The sequence below is a fragment of the Janthinobacterium fluminis genome, from assembly GCF_028595325.1.
Lineage (GTDB): Bacteria > Pseudomonadota > Gammaproteobacteria > Burkholderiales > Burkholderiaceae_D > Janthinobacterium > Janthinobacterium fluminis.
This window is the reverse complement of sequence record NZ_JAQQXR010000008.1, coordinates 183086-201078: the sequence shown is the minus strand read 5'-3', so window position 1 is coordinate 201078 and position 17993 is coordinate 183086. Positions and strand designations below refer to the sequence as shown.

General features: G+C 66.7%; 16 protein-coding genes. 12 read left to right on the top strand and 4 right to left on the bottom strand.

Features of this window, described 5'->3' with window-relative positions:
- Positions 1–8 precede the first annotated feature (8 nt).
- The gene (locus OIK44_RS19900) at positions 9–1439 is read left to right on the top strand and encodes a cobyric acid synthase (protein WP_420213872.1); all 1431 of its coding nucleotides are present in this window, start codon (positions 9–11) and stop codon (positions 1437–1439) included.
- 89 nt (positions 1440–1528) lie between these two features.
- Here the strand turns inward: OIK44_RS19900 and OIK44_RS19895 are convergent, their stop codons facing one another.
- Positions 1529–3274: an alkaline phosphatase D family protein gene (locus tag OIK44_RS19895; RefSeq protein WP_273673268.1), complete on the bottom strand. Its 1746-nt coding sequence runs from the start codon at positions 3272–3274 to the stop codon at positions 1529–1531.
- 319 nt (positions 3275–3593) lie between these two features.
- On the opposite strand from OIK44_RS19895, the gene OIK44_RS19890 reads away from it, so the two are divergent.
- The 8 genes from OIK44_RS19890 (at position 3594) to yacG (ending at position 11512) form a co-directional block, all read left to right on the top strand.
- Positions 3594–4883, top strand: a complete 1290-nt coding sequence (locus OIK44_RS19890) for an HlyC/CorC family transporter (RefSeq protein ID WP_273673266.1) — start codon at positions 3594–3596, stop codon at positions 4881–4883.
- 198 nt (positions 4884–5081) lie between these two features.
- Positions 5082–6806, top strand: a complete 1725-nt coding sequence (pilB, locus tag OIK44_RS19885; RefSeq protein ID WP_273673265.1) for a type IV-A pilus assembly ATPase PilB — start codon at positions 5082–5084, stop codon at positions 6804–6806.
- A 10-nt stretch (positions 6807–6816) separates the two neighbouring features.
- On the top strand, positions 6817–8043 hold the full coding sequence (locus tag OIK44_RS19880) for a type II secretion system F family protein (RefSeq protein WP_273673264.1): 1227 nt from the start codon (positions 6817–6819) through the stop codon (positions 8041–8043).
- A 91-nt stretch (positions 8044–8134) separates the two neighbouring features.
- Positions 8135–8755 (top strand): integrase, encoded by a 621-nt coding sequence (locus OIK44_RS19875; RefSeq protein ID WP_273673263.1) that lies wholly within the window; start codon positions 8135–8137, stop codon positions 8753–8755.
- Positions 8756–8951: 196 nt separating this feature from the next.
- Positions 8952–9821 carry a prepilin peptidase gene (locus OIK44_RS19870; protein WP_273673261.1) on the top strand — a complete coding sequence of 290 codons (870 nt, stop codon included), beginning with the start codon at positions 8952–8954 and terminating at the stop codon, positions 9819–9821.
- A 20-nt stretch (positions 9822–9841) separates the two neighbouring features.
- A complete protein-coding gene (gene coaE, locus OIK44_RS19865) occupies positions 9842–10495 on the top strand; it encodes a dephospho-CoA kinase (RefSeq protein ID WP_273673259.1) in 654 nt (217 codons plus the stop codon).
- A 64-nt stretch (positions 10496–10559) separates the two neighbouring features.
- Complete coding sequence (gene zapD / locus OIK44_RS19860; protein WP_273673258.1) at positions 10560–11315, top strand: cell division protein ZapD; 756 nt, start codon at positions 10560–10562, stop codon at positions 11313–11315.
- A 14-nt stretch (positions 11316–11329) separates the two neighbouring features.
- Positions 11330–11512 carry a DNA gyrase inhibitor YacG gene (yacG, locus tag OIK44_RS19855; RefSeq protein WP_273673256.1) on the top strand — a complete coding sequence of 61 codons (183 nt, stop codon included), beginning with the start codon at positions 11330–11332 and terminating at the stop codon, positions 11510–11512.
- On the opposite strand, the gene OIK44_RS19850 is transcribed toward yacG, so the two are convergent.
- Genes OIK44_RS19850 through argJ form a run of 3 tightly spaced genes read right to left on the bottom strand, consistent with a single transcriptional unit; the run spans position 11509 to position 14022 of the window.
- A complete protein-coding gene (locus tag OIK44_RS19850) occupies positions 11509–11922 on the bottom strand; it encodes an NUDIX domain-containing protein (protein WP_273673255.1) in 414 nt (137 codons plus the stop codon). The genes yacG and OIK44_RS19850 overlap by 4 nt on opposite strands.
- Positions 11909–12787 (bottom strand): ATP-binding protein, encoded by an 879-nt coding sequence (locus tag OIK44_RS19845; protein ID WP_273673254.1) that lies wholly within the window; start codon positions 12785–12787, stop codon positions 11909–11911. The genes OIK44_RS19850 and OIK44_RS19845 overlap by 14 nt, the downstream gene beginning before the upstream one ends.
- The gene (gene argJ / locus OIK44_RS19840) at positions 12784–14022 is read right to left on the bottom strand and encodes a bifunctional glutamate N-acetyltransferase/amino-acid acetyltransferase ArgJ (RefSeq protein WP_273673253.1); all 1239 of its coding nucleotides are present in this window, start codon (positions 14020–14022) and stop codon (positions 12784–12786) included. Before argJ ends, OIK44_RS19845 begins: the two co-directional genes overlap by 4 nt.
- A gap of 250 nt (positions 14023–14272) precedes the next feature.
- On the opposite strand from argJ, the gene OIK44_RS19835 reads away from it, so the two are divergent.
- The 3 genes from OIK44_RS19835 to OIK44_RS19825 are packed head-to-tail and all read left to right on the top strand — an operon-like array spanning position 14273 to position 17966.
- The gene (locus OIK44_RS19835; protein WP_273673252.1) at positions 14273–15490 is read left to right on the top strand and encodes a hypothetical protein; all 1218 of its coding nucleotides are present in this window, start codon (positions 14273–14275) and stop codon (positions 15488–15490) included.
- 10 nt (positions 15491–15500) lie between these two features.
- Entirely contained in the window at positions 15501–15914 is a 414-nt protein-coding gene (locus tag OIK44_RS19830; protein ID WP_273673251.1) for a hypothetical protein, read from the top strand.
- Positions 15915–15929: 15 nt separating this feature from the next.
- Entirely contained in the window at positions 15930–17966 is a 2037-nt protein-coding gene (locus tag OIK44_RS19825; RefSeq protein ID WP_273673249.1) for an ATP-binding protein, read from the top strand.
- Positions 17967–17993: the final 27 nt, after the last annotated feature.

The window sequence follows — 17993 nt, the reverse complement described above, 5'->3', positions numbered from 1 at the left end:
CCACGCTGATGGTGCAGGGCACCACCTCCGACGCCGGCAAGACGACGGTGGTGGCCGCCCTGTGCCGCCTGCTGCAACGCCAGGGCGTGGCGGTGGCGCCGTTCAAGCCGCAGAACATGGCGCTCAACAGCGCCGTCACCGCCGACGGCGGCGAAATCGGCCGCGCCCAGGCGCTGCAAGCCATCGCCGCCGGCCTGGCGCCGCACACCGACATGAACCCGGTGCTGCTGAAGCCCTCCTCCAACACGGGCGCGCAAGTCATCATCCACGGCAAGGTGCGCGCCGAGATGAACGCCCGCGACTACCAGCAGTACAAGAGCGTGGCCATGCAGGCCGTGCTGGAATCGTACCGGCGCCTGGGCCGGCAATACGCGGCCATCATCGTCGAGGGCGCCGGCAGCCCGGCCGAAATCAATCTGCGCGAGCGCGACATCGCCAACATGGGCTTTGCCGAGGCCGTCGACTGCCCGGTGATCCTGGTGGCCGACATCGACCGCGGCGGCGTCTTCGCCCACATCGTCGGCACACTGGCCTGCCTGTCCGACAGCGAGCGCGCGCGCATCGCCGGCTTCGTCATTAACCGCTTCCGCGGCGACCTCTCGCTGCTCGACTCCGGCCTGGAATGGCTGGAGCGGCAAACCGGCAAGCCGGTGCTGGCGGTGCTGCCGTATCTGCAGGGGCTGTTTCTCGACGCCGAGGACGCGGTCGAGTCGACGCAGGCGGCGCGCGGCGCCTTCCGCGTCGTGGTGCCGAAACTGCCGCGCATGAGCAACCACACCGACTTCGACGCGCTGCGCGCGCACCCCGACGTCGACCTGCGCTTCATCGGCCAGGGCGAGGCGATTCCGCCGGCCGATCTGGTGATACTGCCCGGCAGTAAAAACACGCGCGGCGACCTGCAATGGCTGCTGGCCCAGGGCTGGCGCGAACAGCTGTCGAAGCATTTGCGCTACGGCGGCAAGGTCATCGGCATCTGCGGCGGCTTCCAGATGCTGGGGAACAGCGTCGCCGACCCGCACGGCGTAGAGGGCGCGGCGGGCGACTCGCCGGCCCTCGGCCTGCTCGACATGCGCACCGAGCTGACCATGGCAAAGCGTTTGCTGCAGGTCAGCGGGACTTGCACTTTCGCCGACGCCACCGTCAGCGGCTATGAAATCCATATGGGGACGTCGAGCGGCGCCGCGCTGGCGCTGCCGGCGTTCCGCATCGACGGCCGGGCGGAGGGCGCGCGCTCGGCCGACGGGCAGATTCTCGGCACCTATCTGCATGGGCTGTTCGACACGCCGCCGGCCTGCGCCGCGCTGCTGCAATGGGCGGGGCTGGCTTCCGAGGTGCGCATCGACACCGCGCAACTGCGCGAGGACAGCCTGAACCGCATCGCCGACGCCGCCCAGCCGCTGCTGGACGCGCTGCTGCGCCTGCGCCCGCCGGCGGCATAGTCAAGGGCGGAACCGCGCTTGCCGCCGGCGGCAGCCGTGCCTCCGTTTGCCTGGCGTCCTGAGTTTCATGAATAGGGCGAATCTGCGACTCAGGACTGGCACTCGACGATCTTGCGGTTGCCGGCGCCGGCCAGCGTGCGCAGGCTGCGCTCGGTGGCGGCGCTGAACTGGCGGCTGTGCACCGTGTCGACGAAGCGCCAGTCGCAGCGCACCTCGTCACCGCTCGCCGTGACGATCATGTAGCCGCGCTTGCTGGTCTGCGCATAGTACAGGGGCTCGATCAACTGCTCCATCATGCGCGCCACGTCGTCCGGATGGCGCTCCGGGTAGCTGCATTCCAGGCCGGGCGAGGATACCGACGCGGTGGCGAATTCGACGCCGACCTGGCGGCCGCCGCCGTCGCGCAGGTCGCTGGCCCAGGCGTTGTGGGTGTCGCCGGCCAGCACCACCAGATTCTTGCGCTGGCGCTGCATGATGCCGAACAGCTGCTCGCGGTCGTTCTGGTAGCCGTCCCAGGAGTCGAGGTAGCACGGCAGCGTCGGCGCCGCCAGGCAGGCCCGCTCGCTGGCGCTGATGCTGGCCGGGTCGCTACGCGCGCGCGCCTTCAGCGCCACATAGTCGGCACGGCTGATCTTCCCCATGACGACCGGCGCCGGATACTCCATGCGCGCCATCAAGACCTGCTGCCCCAGCACCTGCCAGCGCGCGCGCGAGCCGGCCACCTGCCGCTCCAGCCAGTCGAGCTGCTCGCGTCCCATCATCTGGCGCCGCGGCGACGCCACGTCGTGGCGGTACTTGTCGGCGTCGAAGCTGTCGCCGGCGTCGAAATACGAGGCCACCATCAGTTGCTGATCGCGGCCGATGACGCGGGTGTCGAGCATGTGCAGCGACAGCAGCCGGCCAAAGTCGAAGGAGCGGTAGATGCGCTCGGGCCGCGCCGGCTCGGGCGCGCGGATCGGCAGCCACTCGTGGTAGGCGCGGATGGCCGCGGCCTTGCGCAGCGAAAACGGGCCGGAGCGGCTGCCCTTGTGCTCGGCCGCGCCGTCGCGCCAGGTGTCGTCGGCGATCTCGTGGTCGTCCCAGACGGTGATGAAGGGCAGGCTGGCGTGCAGCGCCTGCAAGTCAGGATCGGAGCGGTATTGGGCGTAGCGGCGGCGGTAGTCGCCCAGCGCCATCAGTTGCTCGCGCGGTTCCGACACCCGCCCCAGCGCGACGGCGTCGGCGCAGGCGTAGCCGGTGCTCTCGTACTCGTAGATGTAGTCGCCGATGTGCAGGGCCGCGTCGAGATCGTGCTGGCGGGCGGCATCGGCGTACACATTGAAATAGCCGGCCGGATAATTCGCGCACGAGAACACCGCCAGCCTGACCTGGCGCACGTCCGCCTTCGGCAGCGTTCGGGTGCGGCCCAGCGGCGACTTCGCCCCCGCCGTGCTGAAACGGTAGAAATACACCTGGCCGGGCAGCAGGCCGCCGGCGTCCACTTTCACCGTGTAGTCCTGCTCCGGGCCGGTGGCGACGCTGCCGCTGGCGAGCAGCTGGCGCATCTCCGGGTCGCCCGCCAGTTGCCACTGCACGGCGACGTCGCGCGTCTCCTGGGCGTTGCGCGGCGTCACGCGGGTCCACAGCACGACGCGGTCGGCCAGCGGATCGCCGCTGGCCACGCCGTGCAGGAAATTGACGTCGTGCCCGTCCGCCATGCCGGCGCCGGTGCTGCTGCAGGCGGTCGCGCCCAGGCCCGTCGCCCCCAGCAGGGCCGTCGAGCACAATTGCCGCATGAAACGGCGCCGCGGCGGCGCGCCGCCATCATTTACCAGCCCCGGAAAAAACGTTTTCATACGCCCGCCGCCTTCCTTCGCCATGCCGATGGCTGCAACTTACCCTGCCTTGATGACGGCAATATGACCTGCGCCAAAAATGCGACAGAAAGGGCGGGCGGCGCCACCCGGGCCGCGAAGCCGGCTCAGGGCATGGCGAAAAACCGCCATGTCTAGACCTGACCCCAATCTTGCCGCAGGGCGGCAGCTTGCACGGACGGGGCGCTTGCCTTAGAATCCCTAGCTCTTGGGCCGCGCGCCGCGCGACCAAGCCCCTCTGGACCGGCGCCGTTTGCAGCGCCCACCAGTTTCCCCACGTAGTTTTCTTGACGGTGACCCCTTGGATACCGTGCCGTTTTGGGCGCAATTGCTGGCGCTCGCACTGCTGATTTTATGTTCGGCGTTCTTCGCCATGGCCGAGACGGCCCTGATGGCCGCTAACCGTCACCGCCTGCGCCATTTGTCACAGCGCGGCAGCCGGCGCGCCACCACCACGCTGTGGCTGCTCGAACGCACCGATAAATTGCTCTCGCTGGTGCTCATCGCTAATACGCTGATCAATGCGATGGCCGCCGCCCTCGTCACGGCGATCGCCATCGCCACCTTCGGCCTCGGCGAGAACGTCGTCGTCGCCTCGACCGGCGCCATCGCCTTCCTGCTGATCGTCTGCGCCGAGATTGCGCCGAAGCTCATCGGCGCCGCCTATCCGGAAAAGATTTCGCTGGCCGCCAGCGTCGTGCTGAAGCCGCTGATGGCGGCCGCCAGGCCGGTGATCTGGTTCGTCAATCTCTTCGTCACGCTGCTGCTCAAGCTGTTCCGCGTCGAGCGCGGCGGCAACCGCCACGACGCCCGCCTGTCGCCCGAGGAGTTGCATGCGATGGTGCTGGAGGGCGGCAATTTCATCCCGCAAAAGCACAAGAGCATCCTGCTCAATCTGTTCGACCTGGAAACCATCTCGGTCGAGGACATCATGACGCCGCGCTCGCAGATCGAGGCCCTGAACCTGGCCGCCGACGTCGCCGACATCCGCCGCCAGCTCACCACCTGCTACCACAACAAGCTGCCCGTGTACGAGGGCGAGATCAACCGCATCGTCGGCATTTTGCACGTGCGCAAGGCGATGGCCCTGCTCAGCCACGAGGACGCGTTGACGGCCGCGCATTTCCGCGCCCTGCTCAGCGAGCCCTATTTCATCCCCCAGGACACGGGCGTGTTCACGCAGTTGCAGTATTTCCAGGAAAACCGCGAGCGTCTCGGCATCATCGTCGACGAGTACGGCGAGGTGCAGGGCCTGGTCACGCTCGACGATATCATCGAGGAAATGATCGGCGAGTTCACGACGTCGACGCCGGGCGCCGCCCGCGCCGACTCCTTCGGCTGGGACGAACACGGCGAGTGCCTGCTCGAAGGCGCCACGGCCTTGCGCGACATCAACAAGCGCCTGGGCCTGGGCTTCCCGCTGGACGGGCCGAAAACCGTCAACGGCATGCTGCTCGAATTGCTGCAGGACATACCCGAGGCCCCCATCAGCATCAAGGTGGGCGGCTGCGTGATCGAGGTCATCCAGACCCAGAACCAGGCCATCAAGGTGGTCAAGCTGCGCCGCCCGGCGCCCGCCCCGGCCGCCTGAGGGATGGGCCGGGCGGCCCTTGCACTTGATCAAACGCCAGCTTTGCCGCTTAGGCAATTGCGTTGTTTCACCGCGTCCCGGGCGCGACAAACCCTTTACAAACATGATACCCGGAGGCATGATCGGGAGCATCTGCGGTCGCCGCGTGTTCTGCACCGGCGCGCCTTTTCGAAACGTCGTTTTCATGACAGCGCTCCCATGGCAGCAGCTCTTCCCAACTCGACCGCAGCGACGTCCATGTCGGGCCTGGCGCGGGCGCTGCTGCAAGCGGGACGCCTGAGCGCGCCCCAGGCCGAGGCGCTGCACAAGAAAGCCGGCGCCGAGAAGCTGCCCTTCATCGACGCCCTGCTGGCCAGCGGCGCCATCGACGCGCCGGGGCTGGCCCTGTTCTGCGCCGAAACCTTCGGCTATCCCTTGCTGGATTTACACAGCGTCGACCTGGAGATGCTGCCGCCGAAAAGCATAGACGGCAAGCTGATGCAGAGTCAGCGCGTGGTCGCCCTGGCGCGCCGCGGCAACAAGATGTCGGTCGCCCTGTCCGACCCGACCAACACCCAGGCCCTGGACCAGATCAAGTTCCAGACCGAGTCCTCGGTCGAGCCCGTGATCGTCCAGCACGATGCCTTGCTGCAACTTCTCGCCAGCCTGAACAAGAGCGCCGAGCAAAGCATCAGCGACATGATAGGCGACGAACAGGAAATCCAGTTCGCCGAGGAGGAAAGCAGCGCCGCGCCTGAGCCGGGCGCGAACGAGATCGAAGACGCGCCCATCGTCAAATTCCTCAACAAGATCCTGATGGACGCCGTCAACATGGGCGCCTCCGACATCCATTTCGAGCCCTTCGAAAAATTCTATCGGATCCGCCTGCGCGTCGACGGCGTGCTGCGCGAGCACGCCCAGCCGCCCGTGTCGATCAAGGAAAAGCTGGTGTCGCGCATCAAGGTGCTGGCGCGCCTGGACATTTCCGAAAAGCGCGTGCCGCAGGACGGCCGCATGCGCCTGATCCTGTCGCCGACGAAGACCATCGACTTCCGCGTCAGCACCCTGCCCACGCTGTTCGGCGAAAAAACCGTGATGCGCATCCTCGACGCCAGCCAGGCGCAGATGGGCATCGACGCGCTCGGCTACGACCCGGAGCAGAAGGAGTTGCTGCTCAACGCCATCGAACGCCCCTACGGCATGGTGCTGGTGACGGGGCCCACCGGCTCGGGCAAGACGGTGTCGCTGTACACCTGCCTGAACGTCATCAACAAGCCCGGCATCAATATTTCGACGGCCGAGGACCCGGCCGAGATCAACCTGCCCGGCGTCAACCAGGTCAACGTCAACGACCGCGCCGGCCTGACCTTCCCCGTGGCCCTGAAGTCCTTCCTGCGCCAGGACCCGGACGTGATCATGGTCGGCGAGATCCGCGACCTGGAGACGGCCGACATCGCGATCAAGGCGGCGCAGACGGGCCATATGGTGTTTTCGACGCTGCACACGAACGACGCGCCGTCGACGCTGACACGGCTGATGAATATGGGCGTGGCGCCGTTCAACATCGCCTCGTCGGTGATCCTGATCACGGCGCAGCGCCTGACGCGCCGCCTGTGCACCTGCAAGCAGCCGGTCGCCATCCTCGACGCCATCCTGCTCAAGGCCGGCTTCCTGGCCGAGGAGCTCGACGGCAGCTGGCAGCCTTACGGCCCGGTCGGCTGCGAACGCTGCAACGGCGGCGGCTACAAGGGCCGGGTGGGGATTTACCAGATCATGCCGATCACCGAGGCGATCGAGAAAATCATCCTGGCGCACGGCAATTCGCTGGAAATCGCCCGCCAGTCCGAGGCCGAGGGCGTCAAGTCGCTGCGCCGCTCCGGCCTGGTCAAGGTGCGCCAGGGGCTGACCAGCCTGGAAGAAGTGTTAGGTTGTACCAACGAATAGGACACGCATCATGGCCACATCTAGCGGCGCCGGCGGGACCCAGGTGAAGGAATCGATCTTCGCCTGGGAGGGCAAGGACAAGTCGGGCAAGACGGTGCGCGGCGAATTGCGCGCCGGCGGCGAGGCCATCGTCAACGTGACGTTGCGGCGCCAGGGCATCATGGTGACCAAGGTCAAGAAGAAAGCCTACCGCAGCGGCAAGAAGATCACCGACAAGGACATTTCCCTGTTCACGCGCCAGCTGGCGACGATGATGAAGGCTGGCGTGCCGCTGCTGCAGTCCTTCGACATCGTCGGCAAGGGACATGCGAATCCCTCCGTGTCGAAGCTGGTGATGGACTTGCGCGCCGACATAGAGACGGGCACCAGCCTGAACCAGGCTTTCCGCAAGTACCCGCTGTACTTCGACCCGCTGTTCTGCAACCTGGTCGGCGCCGGCGAACAGGCCGGCATCCTGGAGGACCTGCTGACGCGGCTCGCCGTCTACAAGGAAAAGACGCTGGCCATCAAGGCCAAGATCAAGTCGGCGCTGATGTATCCCGTGTCCATCCTGGCGATCGCCTTCATCGTCACGGCCGTCATCATGATCTGGGTGGTGCCGGCCTTCAAGGAGGTGTTCCGCAGCTTCGGCGCGGCGCTGCCGGCGCCGACGCTGTTCGTGATGGCGATGTCGGAGTTTTTCGTGCAGTGGTGGTATCTGATCTTCGGCGGCCTGTTCGCCACCATCTACTTCTTTTTCCAGTCGTGGCGGCGCTCGCTGAAGATGCAGCGCTTCATGGACGTGGCCCTGCTCAAGGCGCCCGTGTTCGGCGACGTCATCCGCAAGGCGACGATCGCCCGCTGGACGCGCACGCTGGCCACCATGTTCGCCGCCGGCGTGCCCCTGGTCGAATCGCTGGACTCGGTCGGCGGCGCGGCCGGCAACGCCGTCTACCTGGACGCCACGCGGCGCATCCAGAACGAGGTCAGCACCGGCACCAGCCTGACGGTGGCGATGCAGAACGCCGACGTCTTCCCCAACCTGGTCACGCAGATGGTGTCCATCGGCGAGGAGTCCGGCTCGCTCGACGCGATGCTGGGCAAGGTGGCCGACTTCTACGAGGAGGAGGTCGACGAGGCCGTCTCCGCCCTGTCCTCGCTGATGGAGCCGATGATCATGGTGATCCTGGGCGTGCTCATCGGCGGCCTGGTGATCGCCATGTACCTGCCCATCTTCAAGCTCGGCTCGGTGGTGTGACGCAACAAACTGGATATACTTTACAAACTTGACAAAGCAAGGGGCGCCGCTAGACTATCCATATCCGCTGTCATCGCCGGAGGGGCCGATCATGATGAAACTGGACGAGGAAACAAGCGGCATCACGCGCGCCGACCTGCGGCGCTTCGAGGCGGTCGCGACCATCGACGATCTGGACGGTTTCCGCGACGTCCTGGCCGAGTTTATACGACGGCACGGCGAACGCCATGGCATGGCGCAAACGCCGGCCGGCGGCGGCGAGGTGCTTGCCACGCTGCAAACCAAGGCGGCCGCCCTGTCGCGCGCCACGCCGTGGCAGATGGACCAGGGCGACATCCAGCGCGGCCGGACCCTGATGCTGAAACAGTTTGCCGCGCCCGGCAACCTCAGCGTCGCCCATTTCGCCACCCTGGCCGGCAAATCGCGGGCGCAAATCTATCAGGACATCAAGGCGCGGCGCTATCTGGCGCTCAGCGTGGGCGGACGGGGCTTGCGGCTTCCCGATTTCCAGCTCGACCCGAGCGTGCGGCGCATTGTCCTGGCCTTGCTGGACAGCGCCCCCGACGTGGAGCCGTGGACCATTTACGCGCTGATGAGCGACGCCAACGACGCCCTCGGCGGCAACAGCCCCGCGCAAACCCGCAACAAGCACGACGCCGACCACGTCATCGCCATCCTGCTGGCCCAACTCGGCTGGCATGGCCCGGCGTGACTGAAGCGGGCATTTCCGTCCGCACGATCCGCGCCGCCATCCGATTGCGGCGCCACAGGCGGACCGCCCGGCGCGGCGCAAGCTTTTTTCGCGAAATGCCGCTTAGCACCTCGACGCCGGCGCCGCTCCGATGTTCTAATAGGCGGGGTGCGCAGCCGCCCGACCAACGATCCACCAACCGCAGCGGAAAAAGAAGATGCCCCAAGATACATTGTTGTTTGCCGCCCCCGCGAACCTGGTGGTGAGCCTGGCGGCCGCGCTGTTCGGCCTGCTGTTCGGCAGCTTCCTGAACGTCGTCATCTACCGGGTGCCGAAGATGATGCAGCGCGAATCGGACAATTACGTGGCCGAGGAAAGCGGCAAGGCGCTGCCCCACACGGACCGCTTCAACCTGATGACGCCGCGCTCGTGCTGCCCGCACTGCGGCCACCGCATCACGGCGCTGGAAAACATCCCCGTCCTCAGCTATCTGGCCCTGCGCGGCAAGTGCGGCGCCTGCAAGGCGCCGATCTCGGCGCGCTACCCGGCCATCGAGCTGCTCAGCGCCGTCCTGTCCTTCGTGCTGGTCTGGCATTTCGGCAGCGGCTGGGCCGGCCTGGCCACCCTGTATTTCGCCTACTCGCTGGTGGCCATGACCTTCATCGACGCCGACACCCAGTTGCTGCCCGACGACCTGAGCTATCCGCTGCTGTGGGCCGGCCTGCTGATGAACCTGAACGGCACCTTCGTGCCGCTGCACGATGCCGTCATCGGCGCCGCCGCCGGCTATCTGGCGCTGTGGGCCGTCTACTGGGGCTTCAAGCTGGCGACAGGCAAGGAGGGAATGGGGTATGGTGACTTCAAATTGCTCGCGGCCCTGGGCGCGTGGCTGGGCTGGGCGATGCTGCCGACGATTATCCTGCTGTCCTCGGTGGTCGGCGCGCTGGTCGGCATCGGCCTGATCGTCCTGGCCAAACGCGGGCGCGACAAACCCATCCCCTTCGGCCCCTACCTGGCGGCGGCGGGTCTGATCGCGCTGCTGTACGGCACGCCGATTTCGCATTTCACGCTCGCCCTGCTGGGCTGAGCGGCCGCACCAGGAAGCCCATGGAACAAGCAGCAGCGCACGCCCCCTATTTCAGCGTCGGCCTGACCGGCGGCATCGGTTGCGGCAAAAGCACCGTGGCCGAGCTGTTCGCCGCGCGCGGCGCCAGCATCGTCGACACCGATCTGATCGCCCACAGCCTGACGGCCGCCGGCGGCGCCGCGATGCCGGCCCTGCTGGCCGAATTCGGCGGCGCCTTTGCCGGCGTCGACGGCGCCCTCGACCGCGCCAGGATGCGCGCGCTGGTGTTCGACGACGCCGACGCCAAGCGCCGCCTCGAAGCGATACTGCATCCGCGCATCCGCGCCGCCACGCTGGCCGCGGCGGCGGCCGCCGGCGGCAGTTATGTCATCTTCGCCGTGCCCCTGCTGGTCGAGTCGGGCGGCTGGCGCGAACGGGTCGACCGCGTGCTGGCCATCGACTGCCCGGAAAGCCTGCAAGTCTCCCGCGTCATGGCGCGCAACGGCTTGCCAGAAGCCCAGGTGAAGGCCATCATGGCGACACAGGCGAGCCGCCAGGCGCGCCTGGCGGCGGCCGACGACGTCATCGTCAACGACGGCGACATTGCCGCTCTGGCGCCGCAAGTGGAGCGATTACACAGTATTTACTTGGCATTTTCCAAAAGAATGGCAACAATACCATCGCAACGTTTGTAATTTGCCGACGCTTGGTTCAGAATCACGGGATTCTTTGCCGGTCCATATTTAAAGGGATGTTATTTTGATTGTCTACGAATACCCTTTCAACGAGCGCATACGGACTTTGTTGCGGCTGGAAGACCTGTACGACAAATTCAAGTTCTTTGTCCAACAAGAACATCCAATGCAACACCACGTCGCCCTGGCCACCATTTTCGACATGCTCGAAGTGGCCGGACGCGCCGACCTGAAATCGGACCTGCTGCAAGAGCTGGAACGCCAGCGCCAAAGCCTGCTGGGCTACCGCTCCAACCCCAACGTCGCCGCCGAGATGCTCGACGCGATATTGGCCGAGCTGGACACGGTCAGCGGCGCCCTCGTGGCGGCGCAGGGCAAGACCGGGCAAAACATCCGCGACAATGAATGGCTGATGAGCATACGCGGCCGCACCATCATCCCCGGCGGCGCCTGCGAATTCGACCTGCCCTCGTATTTCGCCTGGCAAAAACGCAGCGCGCAGCAGCGTTACGCCGACATCTCCGCCTGGTTCGCGCCGCTGGCGCCGCTGTTCGACGCGCTGGCGCTGGTACTGCGCCTGCTGCGCGACTCCGGCGGCCCCGTCAAGATGATCGCCAGCGCCGGCAGCTACCAGCAAATGTTGCAGGGCAAGGTCTACCAGATGCTGCGCCTGACGCTGGACCAGGCCCAGGGCGCGATCCCGGAGATTTCCGCCAATAAGTACATGTTGTGGGTGCGTTTCACCAGCCAGGGCGGCGACCTGAAGCCCAAGCCGCTGGAAGACGACGTTCCCTTCGAGCTCACGCTCTGTAATTTTTAACTGTATCGCATGCCATGACCGTCGTAAATTGCCCTACCTGCTCCGCCAAAGTCGAGTGGACCGAAAAAAACAAATTCCGCCCATTTTGCTCGGAGCGCTGCAAACAGATCGACCTGGGCGCCTGGGCCGAGGAAAAATACACCATCCCCGCCGCGAACCCGATCGACGACGCGCTCGACGACGACAGCGCCGCCTAACAGGCTTCGCGCCGCACCACGTCCAGCCATTCCAGTAGCGGAATGGTGGCCGGCAGCAGCGGCTCGACGCCGACCTCGCCCTGCCACGCAAATGCCTGGCCCTCCAGGCTTTGCGGCTCGCCATGCCATTCGCGGCTGATGTAGAAATGCAGGCGCACGTGCGCGTGCGGATAAACGTATTCCACGCCGCACCACGGCTCGGCGCTGACGATGTGCAAACCCAGCTCCTCGACGAATTCGCGCTTCAGCGCGTCGAGAATCGCCTCGCCCGCCTCCACTTTTCCGCCGGGAAACTCCCAGTAACCGTCATAGGGCTTGCCCGCCGGGCGCTGGCCCAGCAGCACGTCGCCGTTCGGCTTCATCAGAATGCCGACGGCGACGTCGACCGGCGTCACCTTAACTTGGCTCATGCGGCATCTTTCCGGCGTAATCCTTGGCGAACTGCCAGGCCACGCGCCCCGAGCGCGAGCCGCGCTGCAAGGCCCAGCGCAACGCGTCGGCGCGGGCCGCGGCGATCTGCGCGGCGCCGCAGCCGAACGAGGCCAGCCAGTGGCCGACGATGTCGAGGTAGTCGTCCTGCTTGAACGGGTAGAAGGACAGCCACAGGCCGAAGCGCTCCGACAGCGAAATCTTCTCCTCCACCGTCTCGCCCGGATGCAGGTCGCCGTCTTCGCCGTGCTGGTAGCCGCTGTTGTCCGACATGCGCTCCGGCAGCAGGTGGCGCCGGTTCGACGTCGCGTAGATGAGCACATTGTCCGACTGCGCCGAAATGCTGCCGTCCAGCGCCACTTTCAGGGCCTTATAGCCGCTCTCGCCCTCCTCGAACGACAGGTCGTCGCAAAAGATGATGAAGCGCTCGGGCCGCCCGGCGACCAGGTCGACGATGTCCGGCAGCTCGGCCAGGTCGGCCTTGTCGACTTCGATCAGGCGCAGGCCGTCCGGGGCGAACTGGTTCAGGCAAGCCTTGATCAGCGAGGACTTGCCGGTGCCGCGCGCGCCCGTCAGCAGCACGTTGTTGGCCGGACGGCCGTCGACGAACTGGCGCGTGTTGCGCTCGATCTGCAGCTTTTGCGGCGCGATATTGTGCAGGTCCGACAGCGCGATCTGCGATGCGTGCGCGACCGCCTGCAGGTAGCTGGCGCCGCCGCTGCGCTTGCGCCAGCGGTAGGCGTAACCGAGCTTCCAGTCCGGCTCGCGCGGCGCCAGCGGCAGCATCGCCTCGACGCGCTGCAGCAGCGCTTCGGCGCGCACCAGGAATTGCTCAAGCGGCGTCATGAGCGGTAGTCGGCGTTGATGCTGACGTAGTCGTGCGACAGGTCGCAGGTCCACAAGGTGGCCGTGGCGTCGCCGCGGGCCAGGTTGACGCGTATCGTGATCTCGCTTTGCTGCATCACGCGCTGGCCGTCCTGCTCCTGGTAGTCGGGATTGCGGCCGCCGTTCTTGGCCACCCAGACGTCGTCCAGGTACAGGTTCAGCGTGCCGACGTTGAGGTCGTCCACGCCGGCGTAACCGATCGCCGCCAGGATGCGGCCCAGGTTGGGGTCGGAGGCGAAGAAGGCCGTTTTGACCAGCGGCGAATGGGCGATCGAGTAGGCGATCTTGCGGCACTCCTCGCTGTTGCGGCCCGCTTCCACGGTGACCGTCATGAACTTGGTGGCGCCCTCGCCGTCGCGCACGATCGCCTGCGCCAGGAAGGTCGACAATTCGGTCACGGCGGCGGCCAGCGCCGCGTACTGCGGCGAGTCGACGGCGTCCACGCGCAGCGTGCCGGCGCCGGTCGCCACGACCATGAAGGAGTCGTTGGTCGAGGTGTCGCCATCGATGGTGATGCAGTTGAACGACTTGTCGGCGGCCTGCTTGACCAGCTGGTCCAGCACCGGCTGGGCGACGCTGGCGTCGAAGGCGAGGAAGCCCAGCATGGTCGCCATGTTCGGCTTGATCATGCCGGCGCCCTTGCTGATGCCGGTCAGCGTCACCGTGTGGCCGTCGATGACGACCGTGCGCGAGGCCGCCTTCGGCTGCGTGTCGGTGGTCATGATGGCCTCGGCGGCGCCGAACCAGTTGTCGGCGGTCAGCGCGGATACGGCTTGCGGCAGGCCGGCCACCAGGCGCTGCAGCGGCAGCGGTTCGAGGATCACGCCGGTCGAAAACGGCAGGATCTGGCCCGGCGCGCAGCCGAGCAGCTGGGCCAGCGCGGCGCAACTGGCCTGGGCGTCGGCCAGGCCGGACTCGCCGGTGCCGGCGTTGGCGTTGCCGGTGTTGACCAGCAGCGCGCGGATAGGCGCGGCGCCGGCCGTCACGGCCGCCAGGTTGGTCTTGCACACTTGCACGGGCGCGGCGCAGAAGCGGTTCAGCGTGAACACGCCCGACACGGTCGCCGTCGGCGCCAGTTTCAACACCAGCAAATCCTTGCGGTTCGGTTTCTTGATACCGGCTTCGGCGACGCCGATGTCGATGCCGGCGACGGCTTTCAAGTCTGCGGCGACGGGTTTGGGGGAGTTGACGGCCATATGTGAATTCTTCTGGTAGGGAAATAGGAGCCGCTATTGTAATCCCTCCGGGCGCGGCGCGAACGGGGCCGCGGCCAAAAAGCGCCGGGCCGGGCGCGCCAAAAACGACTCAAAAAAGCCACAGTTCATTTTGATGTGCATCAACTTCAATATTTACTTCCATGCTACGGAAATTCGCGTTATGTTACGGAACTATCAATTGCGAAGTGACAACTTACGCAAATGAAAGACATCCGATGACGAGAGCACGATGAGACAACGATTCCTGGCGCTGCTGGCGGCCTGCCTGCCAGCCCTGGCCTGGGCCGGCGACGGGCCGGCCGACGGCAAACTGAACCTGAGCGGCTTCGCCACCCTGGGCGTGGCGCGCAGCAATAGCGACGCCGCGCAATTTGTCCGCTACAACCAGGCCGGCGGCGTCGGCACGGCATATGGCACGGGCACCGACAGCAATCTCGGCCTGCAGGCCAGTTATCCATTCAACGCCGACCTGTCGGCGACCGTGCAGTTACTCACCCGCAAGTACACGAGCCCCCACTACACGACCGAACTCAGCTGGGCCTTCCTGAAGGGCCGCCTGGCCGAAGGCGTCAGCGTGCGCGCCGGCCGCATCGTCGTCCCCAGCTTCATGACCTCCGACTACCAGAACGTCGGCTACGCCAACACGATGCTGCGCCCGCCCATTGAAATGTACGGCCAGGCGGCCATCGAAAACGTCGACGGCGCCGACCTGACGGTGCAGCGCTCTTTCGGCGCCAGCACGGTGACGGCCCAGTTGCTTGCAGGGGTCAGCCGCGGCAAGCTGTTCGTCGCCGGCGGCGGCGGCTCCATCGCCACCTACCGCGCGCCGCTGTACGCGTTCAACCTGGCGCTGGAGAACGGCCCCCTGATGCTGCGCCTGAGCCACCTGCGCGCCGAACTCGCCAGCGACGACTTCCGCCTGCTGAATGCCATGACGGCGCGGCTGCAGCGGGCCGGCTTCGCCCAACTGGGGCGCGAACTGACGCTGGTGGGCGGCAAGACCATGGACTTCACCTCGCTCGGCATGACGCTGGACTGGCGCAATCTGGTGCTGCAGGGAGAATACGGCCGGCGCCGCGCCGCCGAGCCGGTCTACATCCCCGACACCGACGCCTACTACCTGATGGCCGGCTACCGCCTCGGCGCCTTCCTGCCCTACTACGCCCACGCATCCATGCGCCAGGCCGGCCGTTCGGTGACGCTGCCGCCCGGCTTTCCCCGCGGCGGGCCGCTGGCGCACGCCGTCGACATGGGCTTCCTGACGTCGGCCGAGCAGCACGCCGACCTGGCCGGCGTGCGCTGGAATGTCGCCCGGGGCTGCGCGCTCAAGGTGCAGGTCGACCGCGTCAGGCCCACCCGCAAGTCCGGCGAGCTGATCTTCGGTCCGCCCGGCGGCCTGCGCCACCCCATCACCGTCGTCGGCCTCGCCCTCGACGCCGTGTTCTGAAGGGGCCGCCATGAGACTGCCCCACATCCAGGCCCTGGCGCCGCTGCTGCTGGCCGCGCTGCTGCCGGCGCCGTGCTGCGCCGCCACCGCCGTCATCGTCAGCCCGCGCAACACCGTCACGCACATGCTGACGGAGCAGGCGGCGCAAATCTTCCTCGGCAAGTCGACGCAACTGACGCCGGTCGACCTGGCCGACAACTCGGCCACGCGCAATGACTTTTACTTGAAACTCGTCGGCAAGGACCAGCACCAGGTGCGCGCGATCTGGTCGAAAATCGTCTTCACGGGACGCGGCTTTCCGCCGCGCGAATACAGCAGCACCGCCGAAGTCAAAAAAGCCATCGCCGCCGACGCCGGCGCCATCGGCTACATCGACAAGGCTGCCGTCGACGACACCGTCAGGGTCATCCTGATCTTGCAGTAGAAGGCAGGGAAAGCCATGTTCAATCTGTCGCTGCGGGCGAAATTCCTGATACTCAGCGCTTTCGTCCAGGCGCTGGTCGTCGGCCTGCTGATCTGGAACAATATGCGCATCATGGACCAGGCCGTCAGCAACAATGCCGACCGCGTCGCCCACGAATACGCCGTGACGCTGAACCTGTCGCTGGGCGCCTACGCCAGCAAGGGGAGGCTGGCCGAGCTGCAATCCTACCTCAACGAGATGCTGTCCGACCCGGCCGACAGCTTCGTGCGCTACATCGTCATCCTCGACCGCGACGAGCGCCCCGTCATCAGCGCCGGCGCGGCGCCGGCCGCGCCGGCCGCGCTGCTGCAACAGGCCGGCGTGCGCACCAACCAGGGCGTGAAGACGGTGCTGGTCGGCGCGATGCTGCACGCGCGCGCGCCGCTGCTCCTCAACGACAACCAGGTCGGCTCGCTCAATTTCGGCCTGTCGACCTCCGACCTGGCGCAGGCGCGCGACGAGGTGCTCAGCCAGGGCAGCCTGATCTCCATCGCCGGCTTCGGCATCGGCCTGCTGCTGTTCTACGCCTTCACGCTGGGCATAGGACGCCGCCTGGACGGCCTGAACGCGCAATCGCAGCGCCTCGTGCAGGGCGACTACGGCACGCTGCTGCCGGAACACGGCGGCGACGAAATCGAGGTGGTGTCGCGCTCGCTGAACACCATGAACCTGGCGCTGCGCGCCCGCATCGCCCAGCTCGAACAAGCCGAGCGCCGCCTGTCGGAGTCGGAGGCGCGCTTCAAGATCCTCTTCGACGTGGCGCCGGTGCCGCTCAGCGTGACCGACCACGACGGCCACATCATCGCCGCCAACCTGGCGCTGGAGCGCACCTTCAACGGCGGCGCCGGCGCCATCGTCGGCAGGAACGCGGCCGACATCGGCTTCTGGGAAGACGCCGGCGAGCCGCACCGCGTCATGGCGCTGCACGCGCGCAACGGCACCGTGCAGGGCGAGATCGCCAAGGTGCGCCTGGCCGACGGCCGCACCGGCAGCGTGGCCATCTGGACCTCCTCGCTGTCGCTGGACGGCGCCAGCGCCATCATCTGGGCCCTGCTCGACCTGACGGAGGAACTCGACGCGAAGGGCGCGCTGAAGGAACTCAACACCTCGCTGGAGAGCCGGGTGCGCGAGCGCTCGGCCGCGCTGGAACGCGCCAACGGCGACTTGAGCGAGGCGCTCGACTCGCTGCAAAAGACCCAGCACGACCTGCTGGCGGCCGAGAAAATGGCCGCGCTGGGCTCCCTCGTGGCCGGCATCGCGCACGAACTCAACACGCCGATCGGCAACAGCCTGCTGGTGTCGACGACGCTGTCGGACCGGGTCGCCGAATTCGACCGGCTCGTCGACGGCGGCGCCCTGAAACGCTCGGCCCTGCTGGCCCACCTGGACGAGGTCAGGCAGGCGGCCGGCCTGATCTCCGGCTCGCTGCAAAAGGCCGCCAATTTGATCGCCTCGTTCAAGCAGGTGGCCGTCGACCAGACCAACGACCAGCGCCGCCGCTACGACCTGCTGCACGTGCTGCAGGACACGCTGGCGACCTATTTGCCGCGGCTGCGCCAGGCCCACTGCGCGGCGCGGCTGGACATGCCGTCCGGGCTGACGATGGACTCCTACCCCGGCAGCCTGTACCAGGTGGTCAACAACCTGATCAACAACGCCCTGATGCACGCCTTCGATGGCCGCGCCGGCGGCACCATCACGCTACGCGCCAGCGACCTCGGCGACGGCATGATCGCGCTGCAATTCAGCGACGACGGCAACGGCATGGACGAGGACGTGCTGCGGCAAGTCTTCGACCCCTTCTTCACCACCAAGATGGGGCGCGGCGGCACCGGCCTGGGCATGAACATCGTCTACAACATCGTCACCGGCGTGCTGGGCGGACGCATCCACATCACCACGGCGCCGGGCCAGGGCACGACGATACGCATCGTCATGCCGAGCGTGGCGCCGCTGCGCGAGGGCGGCAAGAAGAGCCTGCCCGCCGCGCTGGAACACTCCGCCGCCATATAAAAAAAGGGCGGAGAATCCGGATTCTCC

Bases quoted from the DNA above. Each gene is read 5' to 3' on its own strand.
- OIK44_RS19900 (WP_420213872.1), top strand. From the start codon at position 9: ATGGTGCAGGGCACCACCTCCGACGCCGGCAAGACGACGGTGGTGGCC.
- OIK44_RS19895 (WP_273673268.1), bottom strand. From the start codon at position 3,274: ATGAAAACGTTTTTTCCGGGGCTGGTAAATGATGGCGGCGCGCCGCCG.
- pilB (WP_273673265.1), top strand. From the start codon at position 5,082: ATGGCAGCAGCTCTTCCCAACTCGACCGCAGCGACGTCCATGTCGGGC.
- OIK44_RS19880 (WP_273673264.1), top strand. From the start codon at position 6,817: ATGGCCACATCTAGCGGCGCCGGCGGGACCCAGGTGAAGGAATCGATC.
- OIK44_RS19875 (WP_273673263.1), top strand. From the start codon at position 8,135: ATGATGAAACTGGACGAGGAAACAAGCGGCATCACGCGCGCCGACCTG.
- OIK44_RS19870 (WP_273673261.1), top strand. From the start codon at position 8,952: ATGCCCCAAGATACATTGTTGTTTGCCGCCCCCGCGAACCTGGTGGTG.
- coaE (WP_273673259.1), top strand. From the start codon at position 9,842: ATGGAACAAGCAGCAGCGCACGCCCCCTATTTCAGCGTCGGCCTGACC.
- yacG (WP_273673256.1), top strand. From the start codon at position 11,330: ATGACCGTCGTAAATTGCCCTACCTGCTCCGCCAAAGTCGAGTGGACC.
- OIK44_RS19850 (WP_273673255.1), bottom strand. From the start codon at position 11,922: ATGAGCCAAGTTAAGGTGACGCCGGTCGACGTCGCCGTCGGCATTCTG.
- OIK44_RS19845 (WP_273673254.1), bottom strand. From the start codon at position 12,787: ATGACGCCGCTTGAGCAATTCCTGGTGCGCGCCGAAGCGCTGCTGCAG.
- argJ (WP_273673253.1), bottom strand. From the start codon at position 14,022: ATGGCCGTCAACTCCCCCAAACCCGTCGCCGCAGACTTGAAAGCCGTC.
- OIK44_RS19835 (WP_273673252.1), top strand. From the start codon at position 14,273: ATGAGACAACGATTCCTGGCGCTGCTGGCGGCCTGCCTGCCAGCCCTG.
- OIK44_RS19830 (WP_273673251.1), top strand. From the start codon at position 15,501: ATGAGACTGCCCCACATCCAGGCCCTGGCGCCGCTGCTGCTGGCCGCG.
- OIK44_RS19825 (WP_273673249.1), top strand. From the start codon at position 15,930: ATGTTCAATCTGTCGCTGCGGGCGAAATTCCTGATACTCAGCGCTTTC.